This window comes from Duganella sp. Dugasp78, from assembly GCF_059491455.1.
This window is the reverse complement of the sequence record NZ_CP168506.1, coordinates 4,741,672-4,761,006: the sequence shown is the minus strand read 5'-3', so window position 1 is coordinate 4,761,006 and position 19,335 is coordinate 4,741,672. Positions and strand designations below refer to the sequence as shown.

General features: G+C 66.2%; 20 protein-coding genes. 13 read left to right on the top strand and 7 right to left on the bottom strand.

Annotated elements, in window-relative coordinates:
• Positions 1-269 precede the first annotated feature (269 nt).
• The gene (locus tag ACEN9O_RS21165; protein WP_495613784.1) at positions 270-1,175 is read left to right on the top strand and encodes a flagellin N-terminal helical domain-containing protein; all 906 of its coding nucleotides are present in this window, start codon (positions 270-272) and stop codon (positions 1,173-1,175) included.
• 101 nt (positions 1,176-1,276) lie between these two features.
• Positions 1,277-2,227, top strand: a complete 951-nt coding sequence (locus ACEN9O_RS21160) for a hypothetical protein (protein WP_495618511.1) — start codon at positions 1,277-1,279, stop codon at positions 2,225-2,227.
• A gap of 67 nt (positions 2,228-2,294) precedes the next feature.
• Here ACEN9O_RS21160 and ACEN9O_RS21155 read toward each other — a convergent pair whose 3' ends face one another.
• The 7 genes from ACEN9O_RS21155 to ACEN9O_RS21125 are packed head-to-tail and all read right to left on the bottom strand — an operon-like array spanning position 2,295 to position 8,620.
• Positions 2,295-4,382 (bottom strand): flagellar biosynthesis protein FlhA, encoded by a 2,088-nt coding sequence (locus ACEN9O_RS21155; protein WP_495613783.1) that lies wholly within the window; start codon positions 4,380-4,382, stop codon positions 2,295-2,297.
• Positions 4,379-5,518, bottom strand: a complete 1,140-nt coding sequence (locus ACEN9O_RS21150) for an EscU/YscU/HrcU family type III secretion system export apparatus switch protein (RefSeq protein ID WP_495613782.1) — start codon at positions 5,516-5,518, stop codon at positions 4,379-4,381. The genes ACEN9O_RS21155 and ACEN9O_RS21150 overlap by 4 nt, the downstream gene beginning before the upstream one ends.
• A complete protein-coding gene (locus ACEN9O_RS21145; protein WP_495613781.1) occupies positions 5,511-6,299 on the bottom strand; it encodes a flagellar biosynthetic protein FliR in 789 nt (262 codons plus the stop codon). The genes ACEN9O_RS21150 and ACEN9O_RS21145 overlap by 8 nt, the downstream gene beginning before the upstream one ends.
• A gap of 10 nt (positions 6,300-6,309) precedes the next feature.
• Positions 6,310-6,582, bottom strand: coding sequence for a flagellar biosynthesis protein FliQ (gene fliQ / locus ACEN9O_RS21140; RefSeq protein WP_008449457.1), 273 nt, complete (start codon positions 6,580-6,582; stop codon positions 6,310-6,312).
• Positions 6,583-6,598: 16 nt separating this feature from the next.
• A complete protein-coding gene (gene fliP / locus ACEN9O_RS21135; protein WP_495613780.1) occupies positions 6,599-7,369 on the bottom strand; it encodes a flagellar type III secretion system pore protein FliP in 771 nt (256 codons plus the stop codon).
• A complete protein-coding gene (locus tag ACEN9O_RS21130) occupies positions 7,366-7,737 on the bottom strand; it encodes a FliM/FliN family flagellar motor switch protein (protein WP_026334460.1) in 372 nt (123 codons plus the stop codon). The genes fliP and ACEN9O_RS21130 overlap by 4 nt, the downstream gene beginning before the upstream one ends.
• Positions 7,738-7,741: 4 nt before the next feature.
• Positions 7,742-8,620, bottom strand: a complete 879-nt coding sequence (locus tag ACEN9O_RS21125; protein WP_495613779.1) for a FliM/FliN family flagellar motor switch protein — start codon at positions 8,618-8,620, stop codon at positions 7,742-7,744.
• Positions 8,621-9,213: 593 nt separating this feature from the next.
• Here ACEN9O_RS21125 and fliE point away from each other — a divergent pair.
• The 11 genes from fliE to ACEN9O_RS21070 all read left to right on the top strand — a co-directional run bounded on the left by fliE (position 9,214) and on the right by ACEN9O_RS21070 (position 19,291).
• Positions 9,214-9,561 carry a flagellar hook-basal body complex protein FliE gene (gene fliE / locus ACEN9O_RS21120; RefSeq protein WP_495613778.1) on the top strand — a complete coding sequence of 116 codons (348 nt, stop codon included), beginning with the start codon at positions 9,214-9,216 and terminating at the stop codon, positions 9,559-9,561.
• A 36-nt stretch (positions 9,562-9,597) separates the two neighbouring features.
• Entirely contained in the window at positions 9,598-11,376 is a 1,779-nt protein-coding gene (gene fliF, locus ACEN9O_RS21115) for a flagellar basal-body MS-ring/collar protein FliF (protein ID WP_495613777.1), read from the top strand.
• Entirely contained in the window at positions 11,360-12,403 is a 1,044-nt protein-coding gene (locus tag ACEN9O_RS21110) for a flagellar motor switch protein FliG (protein WP_020702668.1), read from the top strand. The genes fliF and ACEN9O_RS21110 overlap by 17 nt, the downstream gene beginning before the upstream one ends.
• A complete protein-coding gene (gene fliH, locus ACEN9O_RS21105; RefSeq protein ID WP_495613776.1) occupies positions 12,400-13,110 on the top strand; it encodes a flagellar assembly protein FliH in 711 nt (236 codons plus the stop codon). The genes ACEN9O_RS21110 and fliH overlap by 4 nt, the downstream gene beginning before the upstream one ends.
• Positions 13,107-14,417, top strand: a complete 1,311-nt coding sequence (fliI, locus tag ACEN9O_RS21100) for a flagellar protein export ATPase FliI (protein WP_495613775.1) — start codon at positions 13,107-13,109, stop codon at positions 14,415-14,417. Before fliH ends, fliI begins: the two co-directional genes overlap by 4 nt.
• Positions 14,414-14,845, top strand: a complete 432-nt coding sequence (locus ACEN9O_RS21095) for a flagellar FliJ family protein (protein WP_495613774.1) — start codon at positions 14,414-14,416, stop codon at positions 14,843-14,845. The genes fliI and ACEN9O_RS21095 overlap by 4 nt, the downstream gene beginning before the upstream one ends.
• 111 nt (positions 14,846-14,956) lie before the next feature.
• Positions 14,957-16,372, top strand: a complete 1,416-nt coding sequence (fliD, locus tag ACEN9O_RS21090) for a flagellar filament capping protein FliD (protein ID WP_495613773.1) — start codon at positions 14,957-14,959, stop codon at positions 16,370-16,372.
• A 32-nt stretch (positions 16,373-16,404) separates the two neighbouring features.
• Positions 16,405-16,794: a flagellar export chaperone FliS gene (fliS, locus tag ACEN9O_RS21085; RefSeq protein WP_495613772.1), complete on the top strand. Its 390-nt coding sequence runs from the start codon at positions 16,405-16,407 to the stop codon at positions 16,792-16,794.
• Positions 16,795-16,825: 31 nt separating this feature from the next.
• On the top strand, positions 16,826-17,104 hold the full coding sequence (locus tag ACEN9O_RS21080; protein ID WP_495613771.1) for a hypothetical protein: 279 nt from the start codon (positions 16,826-16,828) through the stop codon (positions 17,102-17,104).
• On the top strand, positions 17,101-18,801 hold the full coding sequence (locus ACEN9O_RS21075) for a flagellar hook-length control protein FliK (RefSeq protein WP_495613770.1): 1,701 nt from the start codon (positions 17,101-17,103) through the stop codon (positions 18,799-18,801). The genes ACEN9O_RS21080 and ACEN9O_RS21075 overlap by 4 nt, the downstream gene beginning before the upstream one ends.
• A gap of 7 nt (positions 18,802-18,808) precedes the next feature.
• Entirely contained in the window at positions 18,809-19,291 is a 483-nt protein-coding gene (locus ACEN9O_RS21070) for a flagellar basal body-associated FliL family protein (protein ID WP_495613769.1), read from the top strand.
• Positions 19,292-19,335 lie beyond the last annotated feature (44 nt).

Below are 19,335 nucleotides of genomic sequence, written 5' to 3'. Positions count from 1 at the left end.
AACGAAAGCACAGCAGCGCGTCCTCCGGGGCGCGCTGTTTTTTTATTCTGGGCACAATTTGTTGCGCCGACCGGGCAAAAGCGGACCATAATCGTGCGGTGGACAGGCTGCGCGGCCGGCCAAATCCAAGGAAAAACGGCCGCTGGTGCAAAATATTTTATAAATTTCCACGAAGCATTTAATGTCCTTCCAGATATGGTCGTCTTGTACTTGGGAGAGCACAAAGGATCCGTTGCTCCGAACTGAATCCACCTACCAGGAGTTATTTCATGCTGAGCCTTCACACTAACGCTGCGGCCCTTTCCGCACAGAACTCGATCTCCCGCACCCAGATGGCGCTGTCGACGTCGCAGACCCGCCTGAGCACCGGTTTCCGTGTCAATTCGGCCATGGACGATGCTGCAGGCCTGCAAATTGCAACGCGTCTGACCGCCCAGACCAGCGGCATGGCCATGGCTATGCGCAACACCCAGAACTCGATCTCGATGCTGCAAACCGCCGAAGGCGCGTTTGACGAAGTCACCACCATGCTGACCCGCATGAAAGATCTGGCCACCCAGGCAGCCGATGCCTCGTCGACCGCAAAAGACCAGGCCGCACTGCAGTCCGAGTTCGACGCCCTGGGTAGCGAACTGAACAACGTCATGAAAAACACCACCTTCGGCGGCGCCAAGCTGATGGACGGCGGCACGATCTCGTCGTCGATGACCTTCCAGATCGGCGCGACCAAGGCTGAAACCATGTCGATCGACCTGTCGACCGCCATGACCGCCCTGACCGGCACCGCCCTGACCAACGTGTCGGCACGCTACGCAGCAGGCGGCTCGGCAGTCGGCACCGAGATCTCCGACGGCACCGACGGTACCGCATCGGCCAGCAACGCCGCCGGCCAGACCGCAGCGAACAACGCCATCGACACGATCAGCACCGCGATCGACCAGGTTGGCGGCATCCGTTCGTCGCTGGGTGCAGCCGCCAACCGTCTGGACCACGTGTACAACAACTTGTCGAACATTTCGACCAACACCAAAGCTGCAAAGGGCCGTATCATGGATACCGACTTCGCGGCTGAATCGTCGAACATGACCTCCAGCCAGATGCTGCTGCAAGCTGGCACCGCCATGCTGAAGCAATCGAACAGCACGTCGTCCCTGGTTATGTCCCTGCTGCAGTAATCGTAGCGCCTTCCTGATCTGCTCGCGGGTCGGGAACACAAGGAGCCAACCGGAGTATCGGTTGGCTTTTTTTTCATCGGATTTTTTCGAGAGCGAGCTTGATGGCTTTAGACCGCATCGGACCCACCGCGCGCCCGCTGGGCATCCCGGACCGGCAGACCACCCCGCCAGGGCCGGTCGCGCGCGCGCCCGGCGAGGTGCCGCTGGGCGCGGACTATCCGGTCGGCCCGCTGGCGCCCGAGGGCCCCGGCGCCGTCGGCGTGCTGCTCGACGGCCCGGACGGCCTGCCGCTGCCGCAATCGGGCGTCGAGGCGCTGGCCGCCGCGCTGGCCGAGGTGCCGAACGCCGCCGATCCGGCCGCGATGCGCCCCAATCAAGTCTTTTTATCGCGCCAGCTGGTCTGGCAGCCGCCCGACACCCAGATGATGGCCGCCTCGTGGCAGGTCATGGTGCGCACCTACGCCGAGCAGCGCGCCGCCTGGCTGGAGCAGGCCAACGGCCAGCATGTGCCGTCCAGCCTGTTCATGGCCGACCACACGCCGGCGGCGCTGCGCGACGGCCGCCCCGGCCTGCCGCTGGTGACCGAGATGGAGCCGTGGCGCTTCGCCGTGTACGCCTGGGGCGCCGAGCGCCTGGTGCTCAAGGTCATCGTCAAGGACGACGAGGACCAGGAACGCAGCAACCGCCGCCGCCGCTCGCGCGTGGCGCTGCGGCTGGAACTGATGCTGCCGGGCGTGGGCCGGGTGGTGATCCAGATGGAGCCGGCCACCGGCAACGGCGTGGCGCTGGAGGTGGGCGCGGCCCAGACCTCGGCCATGCAACACATGCGCGAAATGCTGCCGCAGCTGGCGGCCACCGTCAGCCGTTGCGGCCTGACCATCCTGCGCTGCCGCCTGCGGCGCGAGCTGCCGCCGCCAAGCGGCGAGCACAACTACCCTACCCGCGCCCACACGGCCGCGCTGAGCCAGGCCATCTTCAAGGCCATGGCGGAGCTGGCCGTGCTGCTGTCGCAGCCGCTGCCGCCGGACGACCTGTTCTCCGAATCGGCCTGAGCGCCACCGCATAAAAAATGCCGCCCGGTCCGTGGACGGGGCGGCATACTGCCGTGCGTGGTCGGGATCAGCCGACCGTGCCGATGATGCTCACTTCGCGGTTTTCCGGAATCTCGTTATACGACAGCACGTGCAGGCCGGGCGCGAACAGCCGCGCGTAGCGCGCCAGCAGCGGACGGATCTGCGGCAGCACCAGCAGCAGCGGCGGCGTGGCCTGCTGCTTCATCTGCTCGCGCGCCACCGGCATGTTGACCTGCAGCTGCGCCAGCAGGTGCGGATCGATGGGGTAGTTGTCCAGCACGATCTTGCCGCTCTGGCGCGCCTGGTTCAGCGAGCCCAGCAGCATGTTCTCCAGGTCGCCGCCCAGGTTGAAGGCCTGCATCTCGGTCTTCTGCCCGAACAGGCCGGTGACGATCTGGCGCCGCAGCGCGCAGCGCACCTCGGCCGCCAGCAGGATCGGGTCCTTGGTGGTCTCGGAACTGTCGACCAGCGTGGTGGCGATCGGCACGATATCCTTCAAGGACACGTTTTCCGCCAGCAGCACGCGGAACACGCGCAGCATCTGCGTGTGGGTCAGCGCCTTGTCCAGCGAGGCGGCCAGCTTGGGCGAGAGCGCCGCCAGCCGGTCCATCAGCGCCGGCACGTCCTCGTGGCGGAACAGCTCCGGCAGGTACTCGCGGATCAGCTTGGACAAGTGGGTGGCGATCGCGCTCGGCGCCTCCACCACCTGGTAGCCCAGCCCCAGCGCGTTGGCCTTCTCGCTGGTCTCGATCCAGGTCACCGGCATGCCGTAGGCCGGCTCGATGCCGGGGATGCCGTCGATCTGGCCGTAGATGTTGGGCGACGGGATGGCCATCAGGCGGTCGGCAAACACCTCGGCCTGGGCCACCACGCTGCCCGACAACACCACCGAATACTGCGAGGGTTTCAGGCCCAGGTCGTCGCGCACGATGATGGGCGGCAGCAGCAGGCCCATGGCCTCGGACAGGCTCTGGCGCACGCCCTTGACGCGCTTGGTCAGCGGCTCGCCGTGGGCCTTGTCGATCAGGCTGACCAGCTTGTAGCCCAGCGCCACCTGCAACTGCTGCACGGCCGGCAGGCTGTGCCAGTCGAGCTCGGGGCCGCGGTCGTCGCGCAGCGCCGCCTCGATGGCGTCGAGGTTGTTGGTCTCGGGTGCCTTGACCCGCTGCAGCAGCCGGTAGCCGACATAGGCCAGCACGAAGGCGAACGGACCGAACATCTGCCACGGCATGCCCGGCACCAGCGCCAGGATCAGCATCATGCCCGAGGCGCTCAGCATCACCTGCGGCGAGGCCAGCACCTGGCCGCCGACCTGCTGCTCGAAGTCGCCGGAGTCGGAGATGCGGGTCACCAGGATGGCGGCCGCGGCCGACAGCAGCAGCGCCGGGATCTGCGCCACCAGGCCGTCGCCAATGGTCAGCAGCGCGTACTGGCGGAAGGCGTCGCCGAAGGACATGTCCTGCATCAGCGCGCCGATGGCCACGCCGCCGACCATGTTGATGATCAGGATCAGGATGCTGGCGACGGCGTCGCCGCGCACGAACTTGGAGGCGCCGTCCATGGCGCCGTAGAAGTCGGCCTCGGCGGCGACGTCGAGGCGGCGGGCCTGGGCCTTTTCCTGGTTGATCAGGCCGGCGTTGAGGTCGGCGTCGATCGCCATCTGCTTGCCCGGCAGGGCGTCCAGGGTGAAGCGCGCCGACACCTCGGAGATGCGCTCGGCACCCTTGGTCACCACCATGAAGTTGATGATCATCAGGATCACGAACACCACGATACCCACCACGTAGTTGCCGCCGATGACGACCTTGCCGAAGGCCTCGATCACCTGGCCGGCCGCGGCCGTGCCCTCATGGCCGTGCAGCAGCACCACCCGGGTCGAGGCCACGTTCAGCGTCAGCCGCATCATGGTGGTGGCCAGGATCACGGTCGGGAACACCGAGAAGTCCAGCGGCCGGCGTGCCGACACCGACACCAGGATCACGATCAGCGCCAGCACGATGTTGAAGGTGAACATCACGTCCAGCAATATCGGCGGCAACGGCAGGATGATCATCGCCAGGATCACCAGCAGGAATGCCGGCGTGGCGAACTTGTGGCGACGCGCTTCTGCGACCAGCCTGTTCAAAAAATTCATGACTTACTAGCCTCGCTCATGGATGTGGGGACATCGACTTCTTTTGGATACACCGGCTCGGCGTTGCGCCGTCCGGTACGGAATGCCTTCAACTGCAATATATAGTTCAGCACCTGCGACACCGCCTGGTACAGCTGGACCGGGATCTGCTGGTTGACCTGGCTGGTGTTGTAGATGGCGCGCGCCAGCGGCGCCAGCGGCATCACCTCGATCTTGAACTCGGCCGCCAGCTGGCGGATGTACAAGGCCATCTCGTCGATGCCCTTGGCCACCACATACGGGGCTTCGGCACGGTTCTGGTCGTACTTGAGCGCCACCGCGTAATGCTCCGGGTTGACGATCACCACGTCGGCGGTCGGCACCGTCTTGCGCGCGCTGCGCCGCGCCATGGCCCGCTGCAGCTGGCGGATGCGGCTCTTCACTTCGGGCCGGCCCTCGCTCGACTTGTGCTCCTCCTTCTGGTCCTGCTTGGACATGCGCTGGTTCTTGGCGAAGAAATACGCCTGCGCCGGCACGTCGACCAAGGCGAAGATGATAAACACTGCGACCAGCGACATCAAGCCGTCCAGCATCAGATTCGAGCCGGCCAGCATGGCCTGGCCCATCGGCATGTGCTGCAGCTGGGTGTAGCTCTGCACCGTCGAGCGCGCCACATGCACCAGCACCGCGATCAGCACGCCCGCCTTGCCCAGCGAGATCAGGAATTCCGTGCCGTGCTTGGCGCTGAACAGCCGCCCCAGGTTGGCCGCCGGACTCAGGCGCTCCATCTTGGGCTCCCAGTGCTTGGTGCTGACCACCCAGCCGCCCGGCACCATCGCCCCCAGCACGATGAAGAACGGCACCACGAACAGCGGCAGCACCATCTTGATCAGCAAGGTCATCGCCGAGCCGAACACGGTGGACATGGCGTTGTCGATCGCGCCCGAGGAGCTCAGCGGCGCAAAGCTCTGGTGGAAGATCTCGAGGAATTCGCCCAGGTAGTCGGGCAGCAGGTAGACAAACAGCTTCAGGCTGACCAGGATGCCGATCGCGGTCGACAGGTCGCGCGAGCGCACCACCTGCCCTTCCTGGCGCGACTTCTTGAGCTTCTGCTGTGAAGCCTTTTCTGTCTTGTCGGCGCTGTCCTGTTCAGCCATGGACCGCCACCTGCATCTGCTGGCGTATCAGCTCCAGCACCATATTGGTCATGCGCACATAATGCTCGGGGATGAAGCGCACCACCTGCGCCAGCATCATCAGGCCGAAGATGGTGATCACGGAAAAACCCAGCGCGAACAGGTTCAGGCTGGGCGCCACGCGGTTGAGCAGGCCAAAGCCCAGCTGCACCACCAGCGTGGAAAACACGATGGGAATGGCCAGCAGCATGGCGGCGGAAAAAATCCAGGCGACGTTGTAGGCGATGGCGTTGATCAGCAGCGGGCTGTAGCCGTGGCCCAGCGGCCAGGCCTTGAAGCTCTGGCCGATCACGTTGGCGATCACCAGGTGGCCGTCGATGGCGAAGAAGACGATGATCGACAGCACCGACAGCAGCGCCGACACCACGTCCGACGACTGGCCGTTCATCGGGTCGTTCATCACCGCCATCGAAAAGCCCATCTGCGACGACACCAGGTAGCCCAGCACGCCGATCACCGACATGGCAAAGTGGAAGGCCAGGCCCAGCACAAAGCCGATCAGCGCCTGCTCGATGCTGGCCGCCACGCCCTGCATGGAGAACGGCTCGATCGCATAGGCGCCCGCGCCGGTGGTCAGCGGCAGCATCAGGATGGCCAGCACCAGCGCGATCAGGATGCGCACCGTGACCGGCGTGACCGCCTCGCCCAGCACCGGGGCGCCGATGAACATCGCCAGGATGCGGCAGAACGGCCACCACAGCGCGGTGAGCATCGGCAGCAACTGGCTCAGAATCGGTTCCATGACGGCGACGCTAGCCGACCAGCGTGGCCGCGCGGGTAAAGATCGAGACGCAGAAGTCCATCAGGTAGCCGGCCATCCAGCGCCCCATGAGGATGATCGCCAGCAGGGTCACCAGCAGCCTCGGCAGGAAGCTCAGCGTCTGCTCGTTGATCTGCGTGGCGGCCTGCACCAGCGCCACCACCAGGCCGGTGATCAGGCCGGGCACGACCAGGATCACCACCAGCAGCATGACGATGTGCAGCGATTCGACCACCAGGTCGACGGCAACTTCGGGAGTGAGCATAGGGCCGCCTATTGTTTCAGTACGCCTGCACGCTCGTGACGAGCGTATTGACGGTCAGGGTCCAGCCGTCCACCAGCACAAACAGCAGCAGCTTGAACGGCAATGAAATCACCAGCGGCGAGAGCATCATCATGCCCATCGCCATCAGCACCGACGACACCACCAGGTCGATCACCAGGAAGGGAATGAACAACATGCAGCCGATCTGGAAGGCGGTCTTGAGCTCGGACAGCACGAACGCCGCCAGCTTGACGGTGAAGGCGTGCTGCGCCGGCTCGGTGATCTTGTCCTCGCCGGCCAGGTGGGCGATCTGCTGCAGCGCCGCCTTGCTGGTCTGCGCCAGCATGAAGCGCGACACCGGCTTCTCGGCGATCTGCAGCGCCGCCTCCAGGCCGATCTTGTCCTGGTCGTAGGGCACGAAGGCTTCGGTCCAGATCTGGTCGCCGATCGGGCGCATCACCAGCAAGGTCAGGATCAGCGCCACCCCGGTGATGATGCGGTTGGGCAGGCCCTGCTGCAGGCCCAGCGCCTGGCGCAGCAGCGACAGCACGATCACGAAGCGGGTGAAGCTGGTCATCATCATGACCATCACCGGGAGCAAGCCCAGCAAGGTCATGATGATCAGGATCTGGGTCTTGACCGTCAGTTCGGTTTTGGCGCCGGGCACCACGTTGGCCAGCAGGTCGACCGCGTGGGCCGGGACGCAGGCCAGCAGGCCCAGCAACGTCAAGCCCGCGGCCGCAGGCAGCAGTCGCCGGCGCCACTGCGGGTTCGGGCTCCAGGTCATGGAGTCATCATGTCGAGATTCAGGCCGTCCAGGTCGATCACTTTGAGGCCGTAGTTCTCGCCCGCCACCACCACCTCGGCGCGGCCGATGGCGGTGCCGTTGACCTTGATCACCAGCGGCTCGCCGGCCAGCACGTCGAGCTCGACCACGCTGTCCGGGCCGATCGCCATCAGCTCCTGCAGCGAGATGCGGGCCGAGCCCACCTCCAGCGTCAGGGTCACGGGGATCTTGCGCATCATGGCCGGCAGGTCGCGGCGCGCCGGCGTGGCCGGCACGTCGGTCAGCTCGGTGCCGACCTGGTCGATAATCATTTCTTCGGACAGGTCTTCCAGCAGGGCGTCGCTGGGATTGGCTACGTTCATGTTCATCATGTTATTCGGCATCTTCAAAAGAGGTTAAACAGAGTTTGCCTTTGTGTTCGGTGACGGCGGCAGTGAAGAGGCGGGAATCCTCGAGCAGCACATCCGCTCTGTTCAGGCTGATCGGGATCACGTCGCCGACCTGGAGGTCGTACAGGCTGCCCAGCGGCACCTCCTTGCTGGCCAGGCGGCCGACCAGGCCGACCTGCAGGCGCTGCGCCAGCGGCGCGGCCGGCTTGGCCTTCTTGCCGGCATCGCGGTCGCGCAACAGGCCGCGCAGCACGCTGGCCATCAGCGTCTTGTCGAGCGCGAACCAGTACTGGCCGGTGGCGCCGCTGCTGATGTCGGCCACGGTGACGGTGATGATCCAGCTGCCCTTGGGCGGATGCGAGCCGGGGGCCGGCTTGAATTCGCTGTCGACCGCCCCGCCCTCGCCTTCGGCCGCGGCCGGCTTGTCGGACACCGGCAGGTTGAGCTCGATGCGGCCGGCCAGGATGCCGGCCAGCTGTTGCCCGAGAACAACAGCCAGGCGTTCCTCGGTGGCGGTCACGCGCACCGTGTGCTCGTCCAGCGCGGCGGCGTCGGCCTTGCCGCTGCCGTAGCGGAAGTTCAACACGCTCAGCAGCACCTTGCGCTCCAGCGAGAAGGCAATCTGCCCGGCCGGCGCGGCAAAGCTGAGCCAGCGGCTGCGGATATCCTTGTCCTCGATCCGGTCGAAACTGACGTCCTCGACCTGGAAGCCGCCCCAGTAGCGCCGGTTCATGTTCAGCCGCATCGACTGCGCCAGATCGTCGCGCAACTGCGCCGCAAAGAGATGCAGCAGATGCACCGGCCGCCCCAGCAGGCATGGGTCCAGCACTTGAGGTGGCGCGGTCTGTTTTGTGGTTGTCATGTTTTCGCCATGTCGGAAATTCTCAGCTACTCCCCCATCATCGCACTATCCAGCTAAAAACTGGTTACTTCCGGCGCACTATTTGAGGAATATTACCTATCGTAACTTAAAGTCATGCATTGTCGTTAGCGCAGGATACATCAAAATTCACATTATTGCCAAACAACAATATTTGTCAGACTGATTCCAGCCGGCAAATAAGTCTTTACAAGAATATTGCTAGCCAGTAAGCTTAACTCGCTACACGTCGTCTGACGCTGCTCTGCAACACACTTGAATACATGGCGCTTAGTGAATGATTTATAACGATATTTGCCGCAAGAGAACAGTTTCCGGCGGCCGCAGATTGGTAGGACGCGCCTGTCCACTTCCCCCTTACACCCATGTCGCCGCCAGCGCGCGGCCCCGGCCTTGATCCCCATGCCTACGCTGCTTTCATTACAAGAGTGTGACATCGGCGTCACACCCGCGGGCGGCTGTCGTTTGATGGAACACAGCGACCCGCAGATAAACAACGCGGAGCTTGCTGCTTTCGGGCAATCTGGATATGGTAGACATATGGGACTAACGTTGCATAAACGGGAGATAGCAAGATGAGTAACGGAATCTCTAACCTGATACAGGCCGACCTCGCGTCGCTCACCAACGCCGCGCACAACCTGGCCAGCCAGAACGTGGCGCCGGCCGCGCAGTTTGCCGGCGCCGGCGACGCCCAGCCCGCCTTCTCGTTCGCCCAGTCCATGAAAGACGCGGTCCACAAGGTCAACGACGCCGACGCCAACGCGGCCCAGCAGATGTCCGACGTCGACGCCGGCAAGAGCGACGACCTGGTCGGCGCCATGCTGTCGAGCCAGGAAGCCAGCCTGTCCTTCTCGATGTTGATGCAAGTACGCAACAAAGTGATGGGCGCCGTGGACGAGCTCATCAAATTGCCGCTGTAAATACAGCGTGCCCAGTTCAACGCGAAAGCCAACAACGTGATCAATTCCATCAAGTCCGCCTTCGAGCGCTGGCGCGCCAGCCCCGTGGCGCTGGCCCTGCCTCCCAATCTGCTGAAAAACCTGTATCCGCTGCTGCTGCTGGCCATCGGCGTGACCGCCATGGTGCTGATGTACCTGTGGAGCGACCAGTCCGGCTATAAGCCGGTGTTCGGCGCGCGCGAAAAAGTCGCCGCCGCCGACATGATGACCGTGCTCGACGCCGACCACATCCCCTACCGCCTGCATCCCGAAAGCGGCCAGGTGCTGGTGCCGAACTCGATGCTGGGCAAGGTGCGCATGCTGCTGGCGGCCAAGGGCGTGACCGCGCAGCTGCCGGCCGGCCTGGAGCTGATGGACAAGAACGACCCGCTGGGCGTGTCGCAGTTCGTGCAGGACGTGCGCTTCCGCCGCGGCCTGGAGGGCGAGCTGGCGCAGTCGATCATGACGCTGGACGCGATCGCCCACGCGCGCGTGCACCTGTCGATCGCCAAGTCGACCTCGTTTGTCTCGTCGGACGGCGAGAAGTCGTCGGCCTCGGTGGTGGTGGCGCTCAAGCCCGGCCACACGCTGGCGCCCGAGGCCATCGCCGCCGTGGTGAACATGGTGGCCGGCAGCGTCGCCAGCCTCAGCCCGCAGCGCGTCAGCCTGGTCGACCAGACCGGCAACCTGCTGTCCTCCCACATCGACCTGGCCGACGGCTTCGACGCCGGCAGCGCCGGCAGTGAAAACGGCAAGCGCTACCAGGACGAGGTCAAGGCCAACGTGCGCAGCCTGCTGGGCCCGGTCATCGGCGACGACAACTTCCGCATGAGCGTGATGGCCGTGGTCGACAACGACAAGGTCGAGGAAACGGTGGAGAAATACGGCGCCGATCCCAAAGTCACCAGCGAGGCCATGCGCGAGGAGCTGGACCGCAACCGCGTGGCGCAGGGCGTGCCGGGCACCTTGTCGAACCGGCCGCCGCCGGCCAACGCCAACCCCAGCGACGCCGCCAAGCCGGCCGCCGCCAACGACCCCAACAATCCGGCCGACGGCACCGCGCGCAAGAACGCCACCACCCGCCAGTACGCCTACGACCGCAGCATCACCCAGACCAAGCGCAGCCGCGGCCGCCTCGAGAAGCTCAGCGTGGCCGTGGTGCTGGCGCAGGCCGCCTCGCCCACGCCCAAGACCGGCTGGAGCGCCAACGAAATCGCCAACATCGACAAGATCCTGCGCAACGGCCTGGGCATCAACGCCGAGCGCGGCGACCAGCTGGTGGTGTCGGCCATGAACTTCCCGCCGAAGGCGGCCATGACGCCATGGTGGCAGGAACGCGACAACGTGGTCGACATCAGCTCCTACGTGATGTACGGGGTCGGCATCATCCTCGGTTATCTGCTGTTGCTGCGTCCGCTGATGCGGCTGGCCACGGTGCGCTTCACGCCGGCGCCGCAGGAACTGGCGCGCATCGCCGCCGAACGCCGCGCCGCCGAACAGGCCGCCGTGGTGGCGGCCAAGGAAGCCAAGGAAGCGGCCGCCGCCGCGGCCGGCACGCCGGCCCTGGCCGGCGCCGCGGCGCCGGGTGCGCCGGGCGCGGCCCCTGCCCTGCCGGGCGCCGCCGCCGCGCAGCCGGGCATGCCGGTGGTGCCGCTGCTGGAAAACTACGATCTGCCGCCGCCGGGCTCGGCGGTGGACGTCATGGTCGACCACCTGAAAGTGCTGGCCGCCAAAGAACCGGAACGTGTCGCCGAAGTCGTCAAACAATGGATGCAGAAAAATGGCCGAACTCAATAACCCCGACGAAGAAGACTACGGCAACGCCGTCCGCAACGCCCAGCTGTCGCCGGTGGAACAGGCCGCGATCGTGCTGCTGAGCATAGGCGAGGAGCCGGCCGCGGCCGTGCTACGCTGCCTGTCGCGCGAGGAATTGCTGGAGGTGACCCAGGTGATGTCGCGCATGAGCGGCATCAAGGTCGAGTCGGTCAAGACCGCGATGCAGACCTTCTTCGACGACTACCGCCAGCAGTCCGGCGTGCACGGCGCCTCGCGCAGCTACCTGAAGCGCTCGCTGGACCTGGCGCTGGGCGGCGACCTCGCCAACACCGTGCTCAACAACATCTACGGCGACGAGCTGCGGCCCAAGATGGCGCGGCTGCAGTGGGCCTCACCGAAATGGCTGGCCGAATACATCTCCAACGAGCACGTGCAGATGCAGGCGGTGTTCCTGGCCTTCCTGCCGGCCGCGCTGGCCGGCCAGATCATCGACGCCCTGCCGGCCGACGGCCGCGACCTGGTGCTGCTGAACCTGGCCCGGCTGGAAGAGATCGACCGCGACCTGCTGGTCGAGCTCGACGAGCTGGTGGTGCGCTGCCTGTCCTCCTTCGATTCGCAGAGCACCAGCGTGGAAGGCATCCGCCAGGCCGCCGAGATCCTCAACCGCCTGCCGAGCAACCGCGCGCAGATGGTCGAGCTGCTGCGCGCGCACGACCCCGAGGTGGTGTCCAAGATCGAGCTGTCGATGTACGACTTCTTCATCCTCGGCAACCAGTCCGAGGTGGCGATCACCCGCATCATCGAGGAAGTGCCGCTGGAACAGTGGGCGATCGCGCTCAAGGGCGCCGAAGTGTCGATCCGCGACGCCATCCTCAAGACCATGCCGAAACGCCAGGCCCAGGCCTTCGAGGACATGATGCGCCGCGCCGGGCCGATGCCGCTGTCGCGCATCGAACAAACCCGCCAGGAAATCATGGCCACCGTCAAGGCGCTGGCCGACGTCGGCGAGATCGAGATCCAGCTGTTCGCCGAACAGGTGGTCGAATGAAGCAGTTCCGCGCTTACCGCTTCCCGCCGCTGGCGCAGTTCACTAACCTGGCGCACCAGCGCGCCGTGGCGCACAGCCACAGCCAGAGCGGCGACGGCGGCGCCCAGTGGGCCGCCTCGGTCAGCGAGGGCTTTGAACAGGGCCAGCGCGACGGCTACGAGATCGGCCTGGCGCGCGGCCAGGAGGACGGCTTCGAGGCCGGCCGCAACCTGGGCCAGGAACAGGGCCGCGAGGAAGGCCGCCACGAAACCCTGGTGGCCTACGACCAGATGGCGCGCCCGGTCGACGCCATGCTGAAAAGCCTGAAGAAGCTGCGCTCGGACTACCGCGCCGCCCAGCGCAAGGAAGTGGTCGACCTGGTGGCCAAGGTGGCGCGCCAGGTGATCCGCGCCGAGCTGGCCTTGCAGCCGGTGCAGCTGATGGCCCTGGTCGAGGAAACGCTGGCGTCGATGCCGCCCACCCGCGAGGAAATCGACGTCTTCCTGAACCCGGAAGAATTGAAACGCATCGCCGAGCTGGACCCGAAACGTTCCAAGCGCTGGAACCTGATTCCGGACGCCCGCCTGGAGGTGGGCGAATGCCGCATCAAGGCCGGCGACAATGAAGTTGATGCCGGATGTCATCAACGTCTTGCGGCTGTCATGGAACAGGTCGATAATCAACTTCAAGCTGCCGACGGCGGCGATGAACCGGAGAGCGAAGAGTGATCGCTGACGCCTTACGCAATCTCGAACTGGGTTCCGTGCCCATGGCGACCCCGACCGGTCGCCTGGTGGGGGCGTCCGGTTTGCTGCTCGAGGCCGTCGGTTGCCCGCTGCACACGGGCCAGCGTTGCCAGATTGAGACAGTCGGCGGCGAATGGCTGGACGCGCAGGTGGTGGGTTTCCGCGACAAGCTGTCGTTCCTGATGCCGTTCAAAAAGGCCATCGGCCTGACCACCGGCGCCCGCGTGCTGCCGTCGGCGGAAAAAGTCAGCCTGCAGATCGGTTCCGGCTGGCTGGGCCGCATGGTCAACGGCCTGGGCGAGCCGATCGACGGCCTGGGCAAGCTGTCCGGCGATTTCCCGCTCGAGCCGCTGCCGCCGCGCATCCATCCGCTGAAGAAAAAGCCGGTCACCGAGGCGCTGGACGTCGGCGTGCGCGCCATCAACGCCATGCTGACCCTGGGCAAGGGCCAGCGGGTCGGCCTGATGGCCGGCTCCGGCGTCGGCAAGTCCGTGCTGCTGGGCCTGATGACCCGGCAGACCGTGGCCGACGTGGTGGTGGTCGGCCTGATCGGCGAGCGCTCGCGCGAGGTGCGCGAATTCGTCGAGATGTCGCTCGGCAAGGACGGCCTGTCCAAGGCCGTGCTGGTGATCGCGCCGGCCGACGAGAGCCCGCTGATGCGCATCATGGCCACCGAGCTGTGCCACTCGATCGCGGCCCACTACCGCGACCAGGGCAAGAACGTGCTGCTGCTGGTCGACTCGCTGACGCGCTACGCGATGGCGCTGCGCGAGGTGGCGCTGGCGCTGGGCGAGCCGCCGGCCACCAAGGGCTATCCGCCGTCGGTGTTCTCGGCGCTGCCGCAGCTGATCGAATCGGCCGGCAACGGCGAGAACCAGAACGGCAGCATGAGCGCGATCTACACCGTGCTGGCCGAGGGCGACGACCAGCAGGACCCGGTGGTCGACACCGCCCGCGCCGTGCTCGACGGCCACATCGTCATGACCCGCGAGCTGGCCGAACGGGGCCACTACCCGGCGATCGACATCGCCGCCTCGATCAGCCGCTGCATGAGCCAGGTGATCAGCCACGAGCACATGCTGGCGGCGCGCGCGCTCAAGGCCAGCATGGCGCGCCACGACCGCGTGCGCGACCTGATCCCGCTGGGCGCCTATGTGCCGGGCGCCGATCCGATCACCGACAAGGCGGTGCAGCTGCACCCCAGGGTCGAAGATTTTCTGTGCCAGGGCACCAAGGAAGAGGCGCCGTTCGCGCCCTGCGTCCAACAACTTGAAAAGCTGATGACATGAGCCAACACAACATCCGCAACCTGACCACGCTCGTGGCCCTGCGCAACACCGAGGTGGAGCGCCTGCAGACCGAGCTGGCGGAAAAGGAAAGCTTGCGTGAACGTTATCAAAAAAACCTGGAGCGCCTGACCGGGCTCTACACCAACAGCGGCCCCAGCGGCAACCTGCATCCTGCGCTGGCCGGCAACTGCGGCGACTACAAGCAGGCCGTGATGCAGATGGCCGACAGCCACCGGCTCGACCTGCACATGCACGAGGCCGACATGGCGCTGTCGCAGCAGCAGCTCAACGCGGCCTGGGCCAAGCGCGAGGTGCTGGGCAAGGTGCTGGTCAAGCAGCAAAAGGTGGTGCTGGCGCAGCAGAATGTACAGGAACGCAAGCAACATGACGAATTAGCAACTCAACTATGGATGCGCGGCCAGAAATAAGCGCGCGGCCCGCCGCGGGCTGAAAAAATAGTTAGGAATATTTTCATAGGGAAACGATTAAGGTCGCCTTATAACAGGGTACACTCAATCATCCTTTCCAGGAGCACGATCATGGCAGTCATCAGCAGTCCAACCTACGACCCGCAAACCACGGCGACCAATCTGGCCAACGCGTATGTGGCGCCGACCAAGGCCGGCCTGGACGCCCGCAATGCCCAGGCGACCGCCACCGTCTCCGCCCTCGGCAGCCTGGGCAGCGCGCTGAGCGCCTTCCAGTCCACGATGCAGTCGCTGGTGACCGGCACGGCCAGCGTCAGCGCGGCGGCCGCCACCAGCAGCAACACCGCGATCGCCACCGGCAGCGCCAGCGCCACCGCCGTGGCCGGCACCTACTCCTTCTACGTCGAGCAGCTGGCCACCGCCGGCCAGGTGTCGTACAACGTCAACGACAGCGCCGCCACCAACGCCGGTTCGCTCAAGGTGATGCTGGCCGACGGCTCCAACTTCCAGATCGACCTGGCCAACGCCGACAGCAATATGGACGGCAAGCTGTCGGCCAAGGAAATCGCCGCCGCGATCAATGTGGCCGCCACCAACAACTCCCGCGTCACCGCCTCGACCATGACGGTCAACGGCCAGACCAAGCTGGTGATGACCTCCACCCAGACCGGCGCGAACAACGCGGTGGCCTCGCTGGACGTGTCGGGCCTGGCCGATGCCGGCCTGCAGTCGGACCTGTCGACCCAGAAGGTCGAGACCGTCGCGAACGACGCCATCGTCTGGATGGGCGACCAGAACACCGGCACCAAGGTCACCCAGGCCTCCAACACCTTCAGCACCATCGACAACGTCAAGTTCACCGTCAAGCAGGCGCAGTCGCCGGGCGCGACGCCGGTGCAGCTGACCATCGGCCCCGACAACAGCACCACCGCCGCCAACGTCCAGACCTTCGTCGACGCCTACAACAAGCTGCTGGCCGTGTTCAACTCGGTCACCGCGGCGGGCGACCACACGCCGACCTCGGCCACCGACAGCACGCCGCGCTCGTCCGACGCCGCGCTGCACAACGATTCCGGCGTGACCGCGCTGCGCGCCGCGCTGGGCTCGGCGCTGCGCAGCGTCACCGGCGGCAAGTCGCTGATCAGCTTTGGCATCACCGCCTCGCGCGACGGCACCCTGTCGCTGGACACCGCCCGCCTGCAGAAAACCGTGGCCGCCGATCCGGGCAAGATCGACACGCTGTTCGGCCGCGCCGGCCTGGCGGTCGATTCCGGCGTGCTGGGCAAGATGAACAAGCTGGTGACCACCTGGACCAATTCCGCGACCGGCCTGATCGGCAGCCGCAAGAGCGCCGCCACCAAGGTGCAGGACGACGTCGCCAAGCGCCAGGTGGCGCTGCAGGCCCAGTTCGACAACTCCTACAAGCGCTATCTGGCGCAGTTCAGCGCGCTGCAGCAGCTGCAGGCGTCGATGACCAGCACCTCGAATATGTTCACGGCGATGTTCTCGCCCAATAGCAGCAATTAAGTTAACGAACCACAACCAGTACGGTGAACACCATGTTGAACCACGAAGCCTACAGCAGCTACCACTCCACCAACCTGGACGCCCAGGTGAGCCGGGCCTCGCCAATCGAACTGGTGCTGGTGCTGACCGACGGCTTGCTCGAAGAGCTGGCGCGCGCGCGCGGCCACATCGTCGGCAAGCGCTACGAGCTCAAGGCCAACAGCCTGAACAAGTGCACCGACATCATCAACGGCCTCGCCAGTTCGCTGGACTTCGACAACGGCGGCGAAGTGGTGGAGAACCTCGGCCGCCTGTACGACTACTGCGCCGGCCGCCTCTACACCGCCGGCGTCAGCCTGGACCCGACCATCATCGACGAAGTGACGACCTTGCTGACCACGATCAAAAAGGGATGGCTGGGTGTACAGGCCAAAAATGGATAGGCAACGCACGCTGCTGCAAATGGCGCAAAAGATGAGCGCCGCCATCGCCGCCGAGGACTGGAAGATGCTGGCGGCCATGAATACCCTGATGGTCACCGCCTTGCCGCAGATGGCAGCCCAGGGCCAGTGGAGCAGCAGCGAACGGGCCGCCCTGTCGGCCTTGCGTCAGATGCATGAAGAAGCAGTGCGCGCATGTAACGCCGCCGCCGAGGATCTGGAACGGCGGCTGCATGAAATGCAGGCCAACAAAGAAGGCTGGCTGGCCTATGCGCTAGACAGCGAACAGTTAGAAACCGGAATCCAAGCATGACCATGACACTCTCCAGCGCTACCGCCTCGGCCAAAGCCGCGAAAGCCGAACTGACCGCTCCGGTCGCCGCCAACAACGGCGGCCGCGACAGCATGCCGACGCCAGCGCCCGCCCATCATGCCGCCGACCAGGGCAGCCGGGTGCCGCCCAAGTCCGCACCGCAGGCCGGCAACACCCCGAGGCCGCAGGCCGGCAATCCGGCCCGGCCTGCGCCGACGGCACGCAGCGCCACGCCGGCCGGCAAGAACGATCCGGTCAGCTATCCGGGCCACGACCAGGCCGAGCCGGCAAGCGATGAAGCCCCGTCCGACGCGCCGCTGTTTGCCCAGTTACTGCAACTGACCGACCCGCTGGTATCCGCCCCGCTGTCGGCCGATAGCGACAGCGGCGACGACGGTTCGGCCGACGCCGCCACCGCCACGGCCGCCCTCCCCGCCGATGCCGCCGCCAGCGCCAGCGCCGACGCCACCACGCTGGTGCCTGCCATGTTCAACGCGCTGCAGGCCAACGCCGCGCAGCAGGCCACGCCGGCCGCGGGCGCAGGGAGCGCCGCCCCGGTGCGTGTCGACGCCGTCGGCGCCAGCTCGACGCTGAACAACGCGGTCACCCGTCTGAACCTGTCGGCCGCCGGTGTCGCCGTCACCGCCGCCCCGGTCCCTGCACCGCTGGCGACCGCCCCGGCCCCGGCCCCGGCCCCGGGCGAGGACGGCGCCGCCGTCGCCAGCGCCGCGGCGCCCGCCCCGGCCCCGGTCGGCGCGATCGCGGCCGGCACGCCGCAAAACATCTACGCCATGGCCAACAGCGCCGCGCTTGGCGCGCAGCTCCAGCAGCCCGTGGCGGACGCCCCGGCGCAGGCCCCGGCCCCGGTCAGCGCGACGCCGCTCAGCGCGATCCCGGTCGCCACGCCGCAAAACCTCTACGCCATGGCCAACAACGCCGCGCTCGGCGCCCAGGCCCAGCAGAGCGCGTCGGATGCGCCAGCCCCGACGGCCGCCGCCGCGCCTGCCGCCGCCAGCGCCGCGCTGCCCCAGGCCGCCGCGCCCGCCCCCATCGCCGTCGGCGCCGCCTACACGCCGGCCCTGCCGCGCGTGGCGCCGCGCACCACCGATGCGGCCGCCGCCGATACCCCCGACCTCGGCAGTACGGCCACCGCGGTCGCCGCCCCGGTCAAGGACGACAGCATCGCCCGCAGCAGTGCACCGGCCCCGGCCCCGGTCGGCGCCAGCGTCGGCTTCAGCCAGAACACCCAGGCTACCACGCCGGCCGCCGCCGTGGTCAAGCTGGCGGGCGCGCCGGACCAGTGGCAGCAGCCGCTGCGCGAAGCGCTGGGCGAGCGCCTGCAGGTCCAGCTGCAACGCAATGACGACCACGCGGTGATCCGCCTGGAACCGCCGAACATGGGCAGCGTCGAGATCTCGATCCGCCACAGCGCCGGCGCGCTGCAGGTGAACCTGAGCGCCAGCCACAGCGAAGTGCTGCGCCAGCTCAACACCATCGGCGACAGCGTGCGCCAGGACTTGTCGACCCGCCAGTTCGCCGACGTCTCGGTGACGGTGTCGTCGTCGCGCGCCCAGGCCCAGGCCGACAGCGGCGGGCGCAACGGCCAGCAACGCGAGCAGCAGCAGGGCCGCGCGCCGGGCCGCGCCCTGTCCGACGACGAAACCACCACCTTTGCCATGATGTCCGAGCGGGAGTAATCAGTAGATGAAGAACATGAAAATGATCATAGCGCTGGTGCTGGTGGCCGTGGTCGGCGCAGCAGTGGCCGGCGGCGCAGTCTGGTGGATGTCGAAGGCGAAAGACGAGCCGGCGGCCGAGGGCAAGCCCGCCAGGAAGGAAGTCAAGAAGGAAGTCAAGGACGACAAGTCGGCGCCCAAGTACCTGACGGTGGACAAGGTGGTCATCATGCTCAAGCGCCAGCCCGGCGACACGCTGAGCCACTACATGTCGGCCGACCTGGTGATCACCACCACCGAGAAGAAAGAGAAGGAAGCCAAGGAACAATTGCCGATGCTGCGCAGCGTGGCGGTGCGCACGCTGTCCAACCTGCCGATGGCCACCGCGCAAGTGATGACCATCGACCAGTTCGCGAACGAACTGAACAAGGCTTTCGACGACACCTACGAGCACGAGGGCCGGGAAAAGCCGTTTTCCGAAGTCTTGATTGGCAAGCTGATCATTGAGTAGGCTGCGGCTAGCATGAAGACGAGTGGTGCGACCAGTGGAGCGGG